Source organism: Mycoplasmoides genitalium G37, assembly GCF_000027325.1.
In the GTDB taxonomy this organism is placed as follows: Bacteria; Bacillota_I; Bacilli_A; order Mycoplasmatales; family Mycoplasmoidaceae; genus Mycoplasmoides; species Mycoplasmoides genitalium.
Window position 1 is genome coordinate 293,446 of the sequence record NC_000908.2, and the last position, 16,973, is coordinate 310,418.

Here is a 16,973-nt window from a genome sequence, read left to right on the forward strand (position 1 = left end):
CAATGGTTGATAAAAACAGTTTAAGAAAATTAATGCTTCTAAAAAGAGCAGAACTAAATGATCTTGAAAAATCGCATTTAGATCAAAAGATTAACCAAAAATTAATGGCTTTTTTAATAACAAGACCAACAATTAAAAATTTAGCACTTTACATTCCCATTAAAAACGAAGTGGCTTTTTTAGATAACTTTCTAGATTTTCTTAAGTTAAATAAAATTACAAGCTGTTTTCCTAGTATTGTTGATCAATTTAACATGAAGTTTATTGATCAAAATAATAATGAAATTAACCCTAATGATATTGATTGTTTTTTTATCCCTTTATTAGCTTTTAATAAGGCAAACCACAGGATTGGTTTTGGTAAGGGTTATTATGACCGTTATTTATCATTAACTAGCAAAAAACAACTAAAAATAGGGATAGCATATGACTTTCAATATGCAGAATTCACTAATGATCCTTGGGATTATCAATTAGATTTAATTATTTGCAATGGATAACATAAAGGTTCTTTTTTTAGGTGATGTTTATGGCAAAGCTGGTAGAAAGATTATTAGTGATCATCTTCCCATAATTAAAAAAAAGTATCAGTTAAATCTAATTATTGCAAATGCTGAAAACACTACTAATGGTAAGGGTTTAAGTTGAAACCACTACCAAATACTAAAACAAGCAGGAATTGATTACATCACTATGGGTAACCATACCTGGTTTCAAAAGCAAGATTTAGAACTTGTTTTAAACCAAGTTGATGTTATTCGCCCACTTAACTTAATGCAAGATTTTAACTATTTTCAGCTTGGCAAAGGGAGTTATTTATTTAGCTTAAATGGTTTGAAAATAAGGATTACTAACTTGTTAGGAACAAGTATTAACTTACCATTTGCAATAACAAACCCATTTGTGGAATTAAAAAAGTTAGTTTTAACTAAAGATTGTGATCTTCATATCGTTGATTTTCATGCTGAAACAACTAGCGAAAAAAATGCTTTTTGCATGGTTTTTGATGGTTATGTTACTGCTATCTTAGGAACCCACACCCATGTTCCTAGTAATGATTTAAGAATCACTCCTAAAGGAAGTGTTTACATTACTGATGTAGGGATGTGTGGTCCTGGATTTGGTAGTGTTATTGGTGCTAATCCCAAGCAATCAATTAAGTTATTTTGTACAGGTGAAAGACAGTTTTTTGAGGTTTCTAATTGTGGTGCACAACTCAATGGCGTCTTCTTTGAAGTTTGTTCAAAAACCAATCAAGTTGTGAAAATAGAACAGATTAGAATAGTTTTAGATGATGAAAAGTATTTAGCTAATGACTACTTTAATTTAGTTGAGTAATCTTGCTTTCCTTACCATGTAAAATTCTGATTATGTTTGCACGGTGTAATCAGAAAACAACCACAGTTAAAGGTCAATATCACAAGCAAAAAAATAAAATGATATACCATTCATTTTGATAAGTAATCGACTTTAGAGGATCACTGTTAAAGAAGTATAAATAATCAAGTCAGGGTATTAAGATGATTACAGCTAACACAAAGAATGTAATAAGACTTGCTAAAGAAACATACTTAGTTATTAAAGTAATCATTATCCAAATTAAAAGACAGATTAAAAATCATCATAAAGATATTGCAAGTAAAGATCCACCAGTAGTAGCAATTGCCTTACCACCCTTAAACTTAAAATACAGCGGAAAGATATGACCTATTGTAGCTGCAAAACAACTTAAATAACTTAAAAAATAGGTGCTTTGATACACTTTTTCTGTTAAATAACCTTGTAAACCAAAACGGAATAAAATTCAGGTTAATAAAAAAGCAAAAAAACCTTTAAATGCATCAAAAATAGCCACCAAAAAACCAATTTTTAAGCCAAAAACACGCATTGAGTTAGTAGCTCCTGGGTTTTTTGAACCAAATTCCCTGACGTTTTTCTTGAGTATTTTGCTGAAAATATCAGCAAAAATAATTGAACCTAACAGATAACCAGAAGCTAGGCTAAAAATGACCAAAATGGCAATTGCACTAGCTTGATTCATAGCTTGTAATTATCTTATTTAATGTTTCAATTATCTTAAGATCCATCAAGCTAGGTTTTTGTTTGGGTTGATAAACTCTCAATAGGCATTGGTAGTGTTTCATTAAACAGTGTTTATCTTTAAAGTTAATTAGCTTTGGTCCTAAAATAACCAATTCCTTTGTTAATTTAAACGGTTTTTTTAGTTTTTCAATAACCAAAATAGGATATATAAACTCTCGATCCTGAACTAGTGTTTCATTAACAATATCCCAACTGTTTAAACTTAAAAAACTACGTAATTCAATTAAATTAGATTGGGGTTGGATTACAAAACGATTAATAAAGTTTTCTTTTTGGCTAATTATGTTAATGATTTTCAATCCACCAAGTCCAGCAATTACCCCTATTTTGGGATTAATATTTAGTTCTGGAAGGTTATTAAATCCATCACTAACAAAGAAGTGGATATTATTGTTATTTTTAAATTTTTGGTAATTACTTAATAAAGCATTTTTACTAATATCACTGTTAACAATGGTTAGGTTTTGATTAGTTTTTATTAGATAGGATGTTAGATAGGAATGATCACAACCGATGTCATACACTAGCTTAGGATTAAATGATTGAACTAAATTAGCAATTGTGCTAATCCTTTTTTTCATTAATTCTTAGAAATGACATACTAATAGGATTGTTTCTAACTGCATGTCTCAATTTTCTAATTGCTTTGTTTTCAATTTGTCTGATCTTCTCTCTAGGGATCAAAATCTTTTGACCTACTTCATCAAGTGTTTTAGGTTCATTGTAAGGGGGCATGCCAATCCGCATTCTAACAATTAACTCTTCTTGTTCAGAAAGATTATTGTTCAACAATTCATCAATTTTTTCTGAATTTGAACGGCTTTCGGTAAACTCGTCAGGAGTTTGAGCGTCTGTGTCTTTAACAAAATCACCAAACTGGGACTCTTCATCATGTCCAACTGTTTTATCAAGCGAAACTGGATCTAAACTTAACCGTTTAATTTCAGCAATCTTTTTAACATTAAATCCTTCAGCTTGTCCTCCCATCTTTTCAGCTAACTCCTCATCAGTAGGTTCTCGCCCTAACTCTTGATACAAAGCCCGTTCTGCTTTAGCTAAGCGGTTAATGGTTTCTACCATATGAACAGGGATCCTTACTGTTCTTGCTTGATCAGCTATTGCTCTTGTAATTGCTTGTTTAATCCATCAAGTAGCATAAGTTGAAAACTTATTCCCTAAAGATCAGTTAAATTTGGAAATAGCTTTTAAAAGCCCCAAATTACCCTCTTGAATTAAATCATTAAAATCCAACCCTCTTTCTAGGTGTTTTTTGGCAATAGAAACAACTAGTCTTAAGTTTGAAGTAACCAACTGATTAATTGCATACTTACGTGACTCTTCATCAGTACTATTTAAAACCTTGGCAATCCGCTGTTCAGATTCAAAATCTAACATTTTAGAAAAGTCAAGTGATCCTAAAAAGAACCTAACATTATCATCAACCTTATCACGGTTAGAGATGTTCTTACTTGTTAACTCTTCAATATCTTCATCAATAATTGAAAGGTCTTGGTTAGCACGAAATTCATGGATGTGCTCTTCAACATCGTGTTGGAGTTGAATCCCCTTATCACGTAGTTCATCCAAAACATAGATAATTTCATCTTCAGGTAGTTCAAACTTAGCGAGAACACTAATAATTTCCTTATTTGAAAGCGTGATGTTTTTTTGTTTCTTTTTGCTTTTCTTTTCTCAAGCTTCTGTTAGAAGGTTGATGACTGTGTTGGTGTCATCATTTTCAATGTGGCTTTTTAACGATCCTTCTAAGATATCAAATAACTTCAGATTATTTTTTTCTTTTAAAGGAGCGTGTTTAGGTTTTCTACCCCTTCTTTTTTTAGGAACATCACTCTCCTTATTTTCATGAAGGGTTTTGAGAAAAGCGATGTTTTCATGACGGTGTTTGCGTTGCACTTTATTGTCAACATAAATCATCTTTTTGTAAGGACGATTCTTTTCAAGAATACGCTGTTTTTTAAGTTCAGCAATTAATTCTTCAGATAGTTCTGGTTTGGTTGAATTGGGTTTTTCGCCTAGCGTTTTTTTGTCAGTGGACATTTAGCTCAATGCGACTAGCATTATAATTTTAGCTTATATAACTTTTATAGCGTTAACTTTAAATTTTTTAAGCGCTGCTTTTGTTGTTTTAATAACGTTTGAAAGGTCTTTAGATAGTTTTGAAAATCATTAGCTTGATAACAAGTTAATTCATCTAAAAAAATATCTTTAATTTCCAATAACCTTGCTTTATTGTTTAAAAGGTAATTTTGATCTAAAACACTTTCAAAACCAACTCAGTTAGCAGTTTGATTTTCACTCCAATAGATCCTTGCTTTTTCAATAAAAAGTTCAACATCAAACAAATTAAAGTTACATTCCTTAAAAACTTCATCTAGATGGGATTGTTTTAATTCAACCAAAAAGCGTTTATCAATTAAAGCAAACGCAAAGATTTCAGGTTTTCACAACTCATTAACTGCTTCTTCAAAAGCTGTTTGCACTAGTGCTGCAGTGGTTTTTTGCAATTCTTGTGGTGGTTGAGCATGGCCTGAAGTATTTATGTAAAAACGGTTGTTATCAAACTTAGATACAAGTTTTTCTTTGTGTTTTAAAACTGTTTCATACAGAGTTTTTTCATCACTATATTCAAGTAGTTTAACCAAATTTTTAATGAGAAAAATTAAAAAACTATGGTCGTTTAAAATTGTTTGGTTTTTTGTTAAAAAAGCAATGATTTTATTAGTAATAACCCTTTGATCAAGTTGTTGCTTTTTAAAAAAACTAACAAGATATTCAATTAGATTTTGTCTTTTGTTTGCTTGTAATATAACTTGCTCACTACCCTTGTTTAAATACAGTTCATCCCAATCTTTATAGTTGTGTTCTCACTGAACAATTTCCACAATAAAATTGTTGTTATTAAGTTTTTCAATTAAGCTAAACACAGCATTTTGACCACTAGCATCATTATCAAGTGCTAAAACTAAGGTTTGTAACTCCTTAAAGTGAGCTTTAATGGCTTTAATTTGCACATCATTTAATGCTAATCCCATTAATGCAACAGCTTCAAACTTGGAGTTTGTTAGTGTAAAAACATCAAAATAACCTTCCACAATAAAGAGTTGATTGAGGTTTTTATTTAACCTGTGAAAGTTAAATAACAGCTCCCCTTTTTTAAAAAATTCGTGATCAGCACTATTTTTATATTTCAGTTTGTTGATGTTATCAACACTTCTTGCTGAAAAACCAACCGGGTTACCATTAAAGTCATGGATAGGGATCATAATCTGGTTTTGAAAGGTAGCTTTTTTGGTATTAAAGTCAAAAAAGCCAAGACCTTGCTGGTTAGTTTTTGAAAAAAGATACAATTCACTCGGTTTTATCTTTGGATTAATGAAGGGGTATCTTTCCATACTTTCACATAGATACTTATCTTCATTGTGAAAAGCAAGTCCTAGCTGAAACTGTTCAATTAATGTTTTATTAAGCTTTCTTTTTTCAACTAAATAATTCATCCCATTTGGGTTTGTTTCTCTTTTTAATCTGGTTTGATAATAAGTAATTAAAGCATTGTTTATCTCCCAATATCGTTTTTGTTTTGGATCAACTTTTGTTAGTAAATTACTGTTCCAATTTTCTAACTTAATTCCACAAATTTCAATTGCTTTTTTAAGTGCAGTTTTTCAATCTAACTGGTCATGCTTTTGGATAAACGCTATTCCGTTGCCAGCTGCATTACAAGCCCAACACTTAAAGATGTTTTTAGAACTGGAAATGGACATAGAAGGATTTTTATCATCATGAAAAGGACATAAAGCAAGTAGACTATTACCCTTAGTTTGGATTTTAACCCCGTAGTGTTGAATAATTTCAGTAATTTTAATCTGCTTTAAAAGTTCATCTAAACTGTTGCTTTTATTGACCATTTTTCATGAATCATTGTGGTAATTCTTTGATAGCAATTCGCTGTTGAACTAAAGTATCTCTATCTCTGATGGTAACTGCATTATCTTCTAAACTTTCAAAGTCAAAAGTGACTGCATACTTTATTCCAATTGCATCTGCTTTTCGATACCTTTTACCAATACTACCAGTTGTCTCAAAGCACACTCTTCACCTTGTTTTTGCTAGCGTTTCAAATACAGAAAATGCTTCTTTTTTAAGTTTATTTACAAGTGGTAAAACAATAATTTGTTCAGGACATAAGTCAAATGGTAAACTCAATACTTCCCGTTCTTCCTCATTAATAATTTCTCTCCTATAACTACTGACAATTAGTGCATAAAATAACCGTTCAATGCCAACCGCAGGTTCGATTATGAAAGGTAAGAAATGTTGGTTTAATTCGCTATCAAAAAAACTCATGCTCTTTTTTGAAAACTCTTGGTGTTGTTTTAGATCAAAATCACCCCTGTTAGCCAAGCCTCATAACTCCTTTAATCCGTGGGGAAAATTAAACAAAAAGTCAGTAGTTTTTTTGGCATAATGAGCCAATTCTGATTGATCATATTCATGTTTTTTTAACAATTCTGGGTTAATTTTTAACACTGTTTGTAGAAACTGTTCTACCATTATTAATTGTTTTTCAAACAGCGAATTTGCATCATCAGGTTTACAAAACCACTCAATTTCAAACTGTTCAAACTCTCTAGTTCTAAACAAGAAGTTACCTGGGGTGATTTCATTACGAAAGCTTTTACCAAACTGGGCAATAGCAAAAGGTAAATTACGCTTCTTAGCTTGCAAGATATTTTTAAAGTTAATAAAGCTACCTTGAGCAGTCTCAGGACGGAGAAAAACAAGGCGTTTATCGTTGTTTACAACCCCGATTTCAGTTTGAAAAAGTAAGTTAAAATCCCTCACTTCTGATCAATTTTGGTTATGACAATTAGGACAGTTAACTTTAAAACTATTCCAATCCTTTTTAGCTTTTATTTCAGCATTAATTTGATCAACACGAAAGCGGTATTTACAACTCTTACAATCAACTAAAGTATCAACAAAGTTAGCTAAATGTCCTGATGCTTTTCAAACCAATTCGCTGAGAATAATAGGGGTTTCAACTAAAAGAACATCAGCTTTATTTTTAATAAAAAAGTTATATAAAGCTTGTTTGATTTGTTGTTTTAAAACTGCACCTAATGGACCAAAATCCCAACTATTGTTTAAACCGTTGTAAATTTCACTACTCTGAAATACAAAACCATGTTGTTTGAGAAACTGAACATAAACTTCTTGGTTGTAAACTTTAGCCATTGTTAATTAATCTTAAAAATTAGTTTTTTCAAGCAAACAAGATAATCCCTAAAGCAACACTTACATTTAAAGAATTGATCTTATTGTTCATAGGAATTTTGATTCTACAATCTGCATTCTTTGTTATTAGTTGATTCACACCCCTATCCTCATTGCCAACAATTAAGATTTTTTTAGCAAAATCAACTTTGCGATAATCAATTGGTTTTCAAATAGGATCCAGAGTTGAAACAACAGTTCAAAATCCTATTTCTTTTAGCTTAGTGATCGTATAACTTAAGTTAGCTACTTGCACTAAGTTTTGATAAAAAACACTACCCATACTAGTTTTCATGACTGTATTGTTGATAGGGACTTGGTTATTCTTTTTAAAGATAATTCCATCAACCTCACTAGCCAAACAAGTTCTTAGTATAGCACCAAAATTATAAGGGTCTTGGATCTCATCTAACATCACAAGTGTACTGCACTTCTTATTTTCAACTACTTTAACCAGTTGATCAAGTGGAATTAAGAGTTGGTTAGTATCTAAAACTGCTACCAATTCCTGGTGGTTAATATCTCTATACTGATTGTTAAATCAGTTAGTTGAATGGATTTGAAAATTAATTTTTTTAGCTTCAATTAAAGGTATTAGTTTTTTGTGACGAATGGAAATGTTTACCAATTTAATGTGAACTTGGTTATTAATCGCTTCCTCAAAGGCTTTAACACCAAATAAGCAACTTTGTTGGCGTGGTTTTTTCATTATTACAGCAACATTTTTTTAATTAGTTTTTTTCTAATTTGATCAGCTTTATCCATTGCTTTTTGTTTGTGTAATATTGATCACTCTTTAATTAAACGCACATTAAGTTTAGTATGGATAGATTTAAAGCTAATTCCTAATAAATCAATTGATCATTCCAAGAAACTAAGTTGTTCTCTCAGCACACTAAAGTCCTTAGTTTTAATACTTGTATTAATTTTTTTTATTAGTTTTCAGATAGCAGCAACTGCATTGGCAAAGTTGAGATTATCAAGTAAAGCTGAAAAAACTGGATCATATTGCTTGGGACTAATCAACTCAGATTGTTCTGAATAAACTAATCAGGTTCTAGCAACATTAAGTGTTTTTGCAATCCTTTGAATATCATTATTAGCTTTTTCAATCAATGATTGGTTTAGATCAATAGGATGCAAATAGTGTTTTTGGTAAAAGATCCAACGCAAAACACGAAAATCATGAAAGTTAAGAAAATCAACTGCTAACAAGAAGTTCTGCAATGACTTTGACATCTTTTGGTTTTCAATCATCAAATGACCAATATGCATCCAATGTTTGGTAATGGGCTGGTTATATAAAGCCATGTGTAAGGCATTTTCATTTTCATGGTGGGGGAACTTTAAATCAACTCCTCCTCCGTGGATCGTGAGTTCATTTTTGAAACAATAATCAATTAAGAAGGCACATTCAACATGTCAACCTGGTCTGCCAAGTCCCCACTTACTATTTCATTTAATCCCTGCAGTAGTAATCTTTCAAAGTACAAAATCCAATTTGTTCTTTTTATCAGTATCAGTTTCTTCTAAATGCACCATTCGGTTAGCTAGATAACCATATTGCTTTAGTGAATTAACTGCAAAATAAACGTTGTTTTGAGTTGAAACATAAGCATGGTTTTGATTTACTAATTGATCAATATAGTCAGGGATTTTATCGATTTTTTCAGTGATTTGAATATGTTTAATAGGCAGAATATTTAGTTTTTTTAAAAGTGATTTGTAAGCAGTGATTTGTTGTTTTGTAACAACTGATTCGCTTACTTCTTGTTGTTGAGCAATCTTGATGATCTTATCGTCAATATCAGTGATGTTTTGAACAAAATTAACGGTATATTTAGCCTTTTTTAAAACTCTATTTAAAACATCAAAAACAATTAATGGTCTGGTGTTGCCTAAGTGCAAATCGTTATAAACTGTGGGTCCACAGAGATAAATGTTAATGGTTTTTTGAACTAGTGTTGTTGGTTTTTGACTAACACTGTCAACAATCATAAACCTATGTTCAAATTGCTTCATTAATGATAGGAATGTTCAGTTCTTTGGCGTGATTGATTTTTCTTAAAGTTGGTTTGTTTCCTGCAATAACAAAGTCAACTGTTGGTTTGACTTCACTTGCAAACTGGCAATCAAACTTAGCTGATAATAAATCCTTAATTTGGTCACGACTAATGTTAAAGCTACCGGTAATAAGAAAGCGTTTTTGAAAATAAATACTGTTAGTTTCAAAGTTAATTTTCAGTGGTAATTGATCTGTTTTTACTTGTCTTAATTCAAGTTGTTCAATTAACTGCAAATGGTTAGGGTCATGAAACCAGTTATACAATGATTCAGCTACTGTTATTCCTACATCATTTAAACTAATTAAGTTCTCTAAGCTAGCATGCTGTAATGCTTTGATATTTTTAAAATGATTAGCTAAATTCTTAGCTAATACATTACCAACATGCTTAATACCAAGTCCTGTTAGTAATCTAGCCATTCCTTTTTGTTTTGAATTTTCAATGTTATCAACTAACTTGTTGAAAAGTTTATCACCAATCTTCAGATCTAATTTTAAAACTTGGTTTTTCTTGTCTTTTAAATCATAAAGATCAACTATAGATCTAACCAAATTGTGTTCATAAAGTTTGGTAATAGTATTAATATTCAACCCGTTAATGTCCATAGCAGTTTTAGAAACAAAATAGTTAATTAACTGGATGTTTCGCTCCTTACAAGTTTCATTGGTACAATACTGATCAACTTCATCAACTATTTTGACTAGTTTTGAATTACATGAAGGACAATATTTTTGCTCTTGAATTATGATAGTGTCATTTTTTCTTTTTTCAAGATTTACCTTTAGTACTTTAGGGATAATTTCCCCAGCTTTATAGATAACAACAGTGTCATTGATCCTAATGTCTTTAGTTTTAATGTAATCAAAGTTATGTAAAGTAGCAGCTGTTACTTTTGTTCCATCTAAATTAACACTTTCTAATTTAGCAGTATAGTTCACTCTACCAGTTCTACCAATCGTTATAAGAACTGCTGTTAATTTAGTTTGAACAAATTTAGGACTAAATTTAAATGCTATTGCCCAACGTGGTGATTTACTTGTAGCACCTAATTGTTGATAAAAAAGCAAGCTGTTTAGTTTAATAACTAAACCATCAAGATTAAAAGTTAACTGTTCTCGTTTTTTGTCAAACGCTTCCAAGTAATTAATTAATTGAAATTTGTTTTGAAAAACCCTGATGGTATCACTAACTGGGAATTTTCACTGCTTAAGCTGTTCTAAAACCATAGTTTGAGTAGTGATTGACTCTTCCAAACCATTAGGGATGTAATAAAATAATGCCCTTAATTTGCGCTGTGCAGTGATTTCACTGTTTAAATTACGTATTGTACCTGCTGCTAGATTCCTTGCATTAGCAAATGGTTTTTCAAGTTGATTGTTAATTGCTAAAAAAGTTTTTTTATCAACAAAAATCTCACCCCTAATCTCAATTGTTTTTGTGAAAGGGATTGTTAAAGGGATAGATTTAATGGTTTTAACATTATTTAAAACATCTTCCCCAACACTTCCATCTCCTCTGGTTAAAGCATGAACTAAAACACCATTTTTATAAGTTAGAGAGATACTAACTCCATCAATTTTAGGTTCAACTACAAATTCATTTTTTGAGTTTGTTTGAAAGTTAATATTATCAATAAAATTAGCAATTTCTTTAGTTGAAAAAGCATTTTCCAAAGAGAGCATTGGACTGTTATGGTTTAACTTTTTAAAACCCTTCACAGCTTCTCCTCCCACCCTTTGGGTAGGGGAATCAATTTGGATTAAATCAGGATGATCTTTTTCTAATTGTTGGAGTGACTTATACAACATATCATACTCAAAATCATCAATTAAAGGTTCGCTTAAAACATAGTAGTGATAGTCATAGTTTTTTATTAAGTTAACCAGCTGTTGAATCTTCAATTTCACATCCATCACTACTATAAATAAGAAAAATCCTGACTTAGTTGATACCAATCAGGATTTTACAAAGAAGTTTTAATTTGGAGCAGATAACGGGAATCGAACCCGCATCTTAACCTTGGCAAGGTTATGTTCTACCATTGAACTATATCTGCGTTGTTACTTTAATATTTAGTATATTTTAACTTGCATGGAATCTGAAAACCAAATTGCAATCCTGGATTATATTTTTAACCAAGTCAACCAGCCCAATCAACCAAAAATAGTTTGGTTCTCTGGGGAAGGGGAGGATGAGAAAATTAATTTTTTAATCCGCTTAAATGATTTTTTTAAACCAAAATTTGTTGAAAATACTAATGATAGTAGCTTTTTATTAAGTTTTAGAAACCATGTTGAAACTAAAAATTCAACGCCTTTAACCCAAGCTAACTTTGCTAATATTGCCAACAAATTACTAGCGGTTTTATTTGGTTCATTGCAATGAAAACAGTTAAATAAACCAACTGGAAACTGATTTCTTGTAATTTTGTTTTTAGCTTTATTATGGTTAAGACAATGCTGACTAAAACTTCAGTTAACTAAGATAAGTAAATTTGTAAACCAAAAGGGCATTTTGAGTTTTATTAAACAACAATGGCCTATTCTAACAACATTGGTAACAGTAGGGACCACATTAGGTACTCCAGTATTTTCATTAACAATAGCCCAACAAGATGGTATTAAGCAAAATGCGGGGAATGATGTCTTTATCTTTTTGATTATCTTCTCTGTTTTTTCTATTAGTTTAGGGCTTGTTTCATCACTTATCTTTTTAGTCTCCAGCTTATTTTCAATTCGTCAGAAAAAAACGTTGGATGCTTTGGATAAAGTGTTATCAAAATTTATTGATAAATACTTTTTTTTAGATGAAAAAGAGATCAAAAAACAACTTAAATATCAGTTTAAAAACAACGGTGTTTGCTTTTTTTATGGTTTTGATTTTGATCAGGCAGAGTTTCTTGAACAATCAATGAACTTAATGTTGTTGTTAAAGCAAACCAATTGTTTTATTTTAGTTGGTTGTAAAGAAAGTGAAATGACGCTCATTAAAAACAAGATAGAACCTAACATTAACTTAAAACAAAACAGTTTTTATCTGGATTTAAGCAATGAAATTTCACAAGTAGAACAGATCAGCAAATTTAACTTGTTGTTTAGGCAATTGAGGCTCAGTTCTGAACTATTTTACTTAGAAGATTTTTTTGATTATCTAACTACTGCAAAACAGATAGTTAACTTTCTTTTTTAAAACAAAACCTAACCTTGATCAATTTCAAGAAAATCAAAAGAAATTATTTGATTTTTTAGCGTTATGAGCATTAGTAATTGGTACTGATTTTGAGTTTAATAACGTGTTGTGATCATTTAATAACCACTTTGTAATTGATAACAGTTTTAAACAGGAATATGACAAACCCAACATTACTGCTTTCTTTAATCGTTCTTTGCAATTTTTTCAAGAAAATAGCTTGGTTTTAAAACCTGAATTGTTTAGTTTGCAAAAATACACAAAGGATGTTTATGGTTTAAATGTTATCAACCAACTAAACTTAAATAAGCACCCTATGCTAATTCCATTAACATGGGATAAAAAGCAAAAGTTTATTAGCTTTATTGAAAGCTGTGTTCAAAAATACAGTCAAGTTAAAAAAGATAACCAGGTATTTAGTTTAACAGTTGGTAAGCGCGTCTTTTTTCTATTATTAATAAATAAGCAGTTTAAACAAATTAAACTTGAAACAGCACTAAAGTACCTTGGCTTTAAAACTTCCCTTGGTGCAATGGACAGCACAACTGAGTCCTAATCAGTAAATAGAGGTTCAACTCCTCTAGGGAAGGCCAATTTATGATAAAAACTTAGTTAAATTGCTAGGTTTTTATCTAGTTTTAGGGGGTGTAGTTTAGTGGTAGAACAACAGTCTCCAAAACTGTCTGTGTGGGTTCGATTCCTTCCACCCCCGCCATTTACAGATGCACTTCAATTCAAACTTTAAAGAATGCTTTAATAAGATTGCAAAAAAAGTTAATTCACTGGACAGTGAATACTATGAGTTTTCTTCTTTTATTGAAAGGATTAGAACTACCTTTGGACTTTTAATTGCTTTAACTGTTTTAAGTAACCTAATCATTATTAGCTTTGTTTTAATTTGATTTTTTACTGATGGCTTTGGTCAGTTAAGGCTGTTATTCTTTACGCTTTTTATCCCCTTTTTTATCTCTTTATTAGTAGCAATCTTTCTAATCTTTCTTAACAATTCATTCCGTAATTTTTTTCAGATTAATGAAAAGAACTGGCTGTTCTTATGGACCTGTGTTTTTTCCTCATTACCAATCTTTAACTTGTGGTTAATTGTGAGATTAAATAAAACTATTAAGAATTTCGCTAGTGATTATGGTTTTAAGATTGTTAATAAATATAACAGTTTAACAAGCGGAATTTTTGTGTTTGACTTTGCTGATTATGTTAGTTTTGAAGCCAACCTGACTAATTGAAAAAACACAAACGATAAAAATCGTAATTTTGTTAACTTCTTTGAAACAATAAGCAAAGAAAAAACTGGTGTTGTTCAAAAACCAGTTCTTAACTTTCAAAGATTATATGTTAATCGTTTGTACTATCAAAGTAAGCTAAGTGTTGGTAGCAACCAACAGACTCCCCAAACTGCTTTTGATAACCTAAGAAACTATGTTGAAAACAAACAGCGTGAAACAGTAAGGGTTAAGCAGTATATCCTCACTTAATTAAGTGAATATATTAATATTTATTGGTCTTTGTCAAAAAATAAGATGAAAAAGGCAATCCACTTTCAGAGTCAACCAGTTGTTTTTAACTGTGCTTCATGCAATAGCAACTTTACCATTGACTCCACTGCCAAACAAAAGGATCTTGCCATTGACATTTGTGGAAAATGTCATCCTTTTTACATAGGGCAATTAACCAAACAAACCGTGCATGGACGGGCTGAAAAACTTTCTCAAAAGTTCAACGCTGGAAAGGCTTTTTTAGAAAATAAAACTAAAAAGAGTAACCAAGCTAAAGTTGAAAAACAAACTAGGCACCGTTCTATTAACGAGCTTTAGTGGATTTTGACAAACAACTCTTTTTCAATGTTGAAAAGATTGTTGAACTTACTGAACAACTTGAAAAAGATCTCAATAAACCTAACCTTAGCTTTGAGCAGATTAAAGTTATTAACAAAGAGTTAAAACATAAACAACCTTTAATAGTTAAATTCAAGGAGTTGCAAAAGCTGGTTGAAAATGCTAATGAAGCTGAACAAATTCTTAACAATTCCAGCTTAAAAGAATTGCATGAAGAAGCTAAAAAAGAACTTGAAAAAATCAAAGCTAGTTTACCTAGTTTAGAAGAGGAAATTAAGTTCCTTTTACTACCGGTAGATGAAAATAACCAAAAGAATGTTATTGTAGAGATCCGTCCAGCTGCTGGTGGGGATGAATCTTGCATCTTCTTAAGTGATCTTTTTAATATGTACAAAAACTATTGTACTAGTAAAAATTGAACGGTTGAACTTAATGAAATTATCCCTGCAAGTGTGGGGATTAACTTTGTTTCTTTTGCGGTAAATGGTACTGATGTTTTTGCTAAACTCAAGTTTGAATCAGGAGTACATAGGGTGCAACGTGTTCCTTTAACAGAAGCTAAAGGTAGAGTGCATACCTCAACAGTTACTGTTGCTGTTTTACCTCAATTAGAAGAGGTAGAGATCACCATTAATCCTAGTGATTTGAGAATCGATACTTACCGTGCTTCAGGAGCGGGTGGACAACATGTTAACAGAACTGAAAGTGCAGTTAGAATTACCCATCTACCTACGGGAATTGTTGTGGCTTGCCAAGAGGGTAAATCCCAGTTTTCTAACCGTGATAAAGCAATGAAAATGCTACGTGCTAAGTTATGGGAAAATGCTCAAAATAAACAACTCTCAACCCAAGCGGATTTAAGAAAAAGTCAAGTTGGTAGTGGAGAGAGAGCTGAAAAAATTCGTACCTACAACTATCCTCAAAACAGAATTACAGACCACAGGATTAAATTAACTATTAATAAGCTTAATACTGTTATTTTGGGAGATCTTGATGAGATCATTGAAGCTTTACAAGCTGATGAAAAGAAACAACAGTTGGAAAAGTTTATTAGTTAGATGACTCTGTATGAGTTTTTTTTAAATCAAAAGTTAGTTTACCAATCCAGTCCCCATTTTAACGGGGTATTTTTAACAATATTGGAACACTATGGTTTTCAATTTAAAACAATTGATAAACTCTGAAAAAGTAAGCTTCTAATTACTAGTGAGTTAACTGATAAAATCAAACAACAATTAAAGTGTTATTTTATTGAAAAGATCCCTTTGCCCTATTTGTTGGGAACAATTCAACTAAGGAAGCTTACTTTTAAAACTAAGAAAGGAGTTTTTATTCCTCGAATTGATAGCTTAGCACTAATTGCAAGTGTTAACTTAAAAAAAATAAAAACTGCACTTGACCTTTGTTGTGGTTCAGGTACTTTAGCCATTGCTTTAAAAAAGAAGTGTGATACACTTGATGTTTATGGTAGTGATATTGATATCCAAGCATTAAAACTAGCGCAACAAAATGCATTAATTAATAACGTTAGTATTAATTGAATTGAAGCAGATTGATTTGATTGTTTTAACAAGATAAAAACTCCGATTGATTTAATTGTTACAAACCCACCTTATCTGAAAAAAACACAACTAAATAAAACATTAAATTATGAGCCTAAGCACAGCTTGGTTTTTCAAAATAAAAATAGTTATTTTGCATACAAGCAGTTGTTTAATCTATTACTAACAAAACGATCAATTAAACAGTTAATTTTTGAATGTTCTTTATTTCAAAAAGAAAGGCTATTAAATTTGTTTTCAATCTTTAAATCAAGGCCGATTTTTAACTTTCAAAAACAGTTTATTGGTATGAAAGTTGATAATCAAAAACTCCCAGTAGTTGATATTAAAAATACCAAAACTATTAAGCAACTTTTAAAAATGGGGCTAGCAGGAATTGTAAATACTGATACACAAATGGGATTAATTAGTTATTCAGAGTCTACTCTTGACAAAATTAAACAACGTGCACTTAACAAACATTATGTATCAATGTTTGGGTTAGAAGAATTAAAGAAGTTACCAAAAAAACTACAACAAATTGCTAGTTACTTTTGACCAGGTAGTTATACCTTTATTAAAAATAACAAGAGCTACAGGGTTCCTAAAAACTTGGGCTTATTAAACCTTTTTAATGCAATTGGTAGGGTTTTTTGTACTAGTGCTAATATCAGTAATCAAAAACCATACACCAAATTAAGTGATTATCAAAACGATAGTTACTGAATAAAGCAACCTTGTTTTATTATTAGAAGCACTTCTAAAGTGCAATCAAATAACACACCTTCACTTGTCTATAATTTAGATACAAAACAGTTGGTTCGCACCACAGCTAAACAAACAAAACAGTTTCATAAATTAATAACTAAACACCAGTTAGCTATCTAATACACAAACCAAAATGAAACCAAAGATAATAACAAGCT

15 protein-coding genes and 3 tRNA genes are annotated in these 16,973 nt (G+C 30.8%); 9 read left to right on the forward strand and 9 right to left on the reverse strand.

Annotated elements, in window-relative coordinates:
• Positions 1-2 precede the first annotated feature (2 nt).
• A complete protein-coding gene (locus MG_RS01430) occupies positions 3-500 on the forward strand; it encodes a 5-formyltetrahydrofolate cyclo-ligase (RefSeq protein ID WP_009885782.1) in 498 nt (165 codons plus the stop codon).
• Positions 493-1,338, forward strand: coding sequence for a TIGR00282 family metallophosphoesterase (locus MG_RS01435; RefSeq protein WP_010869391.1), 846 nt, complete (start codon positions 493-495; stop codon positions 1,336-1,338). The genes MG_RS01430 and MG_RS01435 overlap by 8 nt, the downstream gene beginning before the upstream one ends.
• Here the strand turns inward: MG_RS01435 and plsY are convergent.
• The 9 genes from plsY to MG_RS01480 form a co-directional block, all read right to left on the reverse strand.
• Positions 1,322-2,041: a glycerol-3-phosphate 1-O-acyltransferase PlsY gene (plsY, locus tag MG_RS01440; RefSeq protein ID WP_009885785.1), complete on the reverse strand. Its 720-nt coding sequence runs from the start codon at positions 2,039-2,041 to the stop codon at positions 1,322-1,324. The genes MG_RS01435 and plsY overlap by 17 nt on opposite strands.
• Positions 2,028-2,684 carry a tRNA (adenine(22)-N(1))-methyltransferase TrmK gene (locus MG_RS01445; protein ID WP_009885786.1) on the reverse strand — a complete coding sequence of 219 codons (657 nt, stop codon included), beginning with the start codon at positions 2,682-2,684 and terminating at the stop codon, positions 2,028-2,030. Before MG_RS01445 ends, plsY begins: the two co-directional genes overlap by 14 nt.
• Positions 2,668-4,161 carry an RNA polymerase sigma factor gene (locus tag MG_RS01450; protein ID WP_009885787.1) on the reverse strand — a complete coding sequence of 498 codons (1,494 nt, stop codon included), beginning with the start codon at positions 4,159-4,161 and terminating at the stop codon, positions 2,668-2,670. The genes MG_RS01445 and MG_RS01450 overlap by 17 nt, the downstream gene beginning before the upstream one ends.
• A gap of 44 nt (positions 4,162-4,205) precedes the next feature.
• Entirely contained in the window at positions 4,206-6,029 is a 1,824-nt protein-coding gene (gene dnaG, locus MG_RS01455) for a DNA primase (protein ID WP_009885788.1), read from the reverse strand.
• Positions 6,019-7,359 carry a glycine--tRNA ligase gene (glyS, locus tag MG_RS01460; protein ID WP_010869392.1) on the reverse strand — a complete coding sequence of 447 codons (1,341 nt, stop codon included), beginning with the start codon at positions 7,357-7,359 and terminating at the stop codon, positions 6,019-6,021. The genes dnaG and glyS overlap by 11 nt, the downstream gene beginning before the upstream one ends.
• A gap of 19 nt (positions 7,360-7,378) precedes the next feature.
• A complete protein-coding gene (rlmB, locus tag MG_RS01465) occupies positions 7,379-8,107 on the reverse strand; it encodes a 23S rRNA (guanosine(2251)-2'-O)-methyltransferase RlmB (protein ID WP_010869393.1) in 729 nt (242 codons plus the stop codon).
• Between the two features lie 2 nt (positions 8,108-8,109).
• Entirely contained in the window at positions 8,110-9,420 is a 1,311-nt protein-coding gene (gene cysS, locus MG_RS01470) for a cysteine--tRNA ligase (RefSeq protein WP_014894005.1), read from the reverse strand.
• Entirely contained in the window at positions 9,401-11,377 is a 1,977-nt protein-coding gene (gene ligA / locus MG_RS01475; RefSeq protein ID WP_009885791.1) for an NAD-dependent DNA ligase LigA, read from the reverse strand. The genes cysS and ligA overlap by 20 nt, the downstream gene beginning before the upstream one ends.
• A 69-nt stretch (positions 11,378-11,446) precedes the next feature.
• Positions 11,447-11,520 (reverse strand) — tRNA-Gly (locus MG_RS01480).
• A 35-nt stretch (positions 11,521-11,555) separates the two neighbouring features.
• On the opposite strand from MG_RS01480, the gene MG_RS01485 reads away from it, so the two are divergent.
• The 7 genes from MG_RS01485 to MG_RS01515 all read left to right on the forward strand — a co-directional run bounded on the left by MG_RS01485 (position 11,556) and on the right by MG_RS01515 (position 16,935).
• A complete protein-coding gene (locus MG_RS01485) occupies positions 11,556-12,653 on the forward strand; it encodes a hypothetical protein (RefSeq protein WP_010869396.1) in 1,098 nt (365 codons plus the stop codon).
• Between the two features lie 518 nt (positions 12,654-13,171).
• Positions 13,172-13,246: transfer RNA gene (locus MG_RS01490), tRNA-Arg, on the forward strand.
• A gap of 48 nt (positions 13,247-13,294) precedes the next feature.
• Positions 13,295-13,368, forward strand: a tRNA-Trp gene (locus tag MG_RS01495).
• Positions 13,369-13,375: 7 nt separating this feature from the next.
• Positions 13,376-14,146: an MPN359 family protein gene (locus tag MG_RS01500; protein WP_010869397.1), complete on the forward strand. Its 771-nt coding sequence runs from the start codon at positions 13,376-13,378 to the stop codon at positions 14,144-14,146.
• A 45-nt stretch (positions 14,147-14,191) separates the two neighbouring features.
• Positions 14,192-14,485 carry a 50S ribosomal protein L31 gene (gene rpmE / locus MG_RS01505; protein WP_010869398.1) on the forward strand — a complete coding sequence of 98 codons (294 nt, stop codon included), beginning with the start codon at positions 14,192-14,194 and terminating at the stop codon, positions 14,483-14,485.
• Positions 14,485-15,564 (forward strand): peptide chain release factor 1, encoded by a 1,080-nt coding sequence (gene prfA / locus MG_RS01510; protein ID WP_009885793.1) that lies wholly within the window; start codon positions 14,485-14,487, stop codon positions 15,562-15,564. The genes rpmE and prfA overlap by 1 nt, the downstream gene beginning before the upstream one ends.
• Entirely contained in the window at positions 15,565-16,935 is a 1,371-nt protein-coding gene (locus tag MG_RS01515; protein ID WP_009885794.1) for a methyltransferase, read from the forward strand.
• The last annotated feature ends 38 nt before the right edge of the window (positions 16,936-16,973 follow it).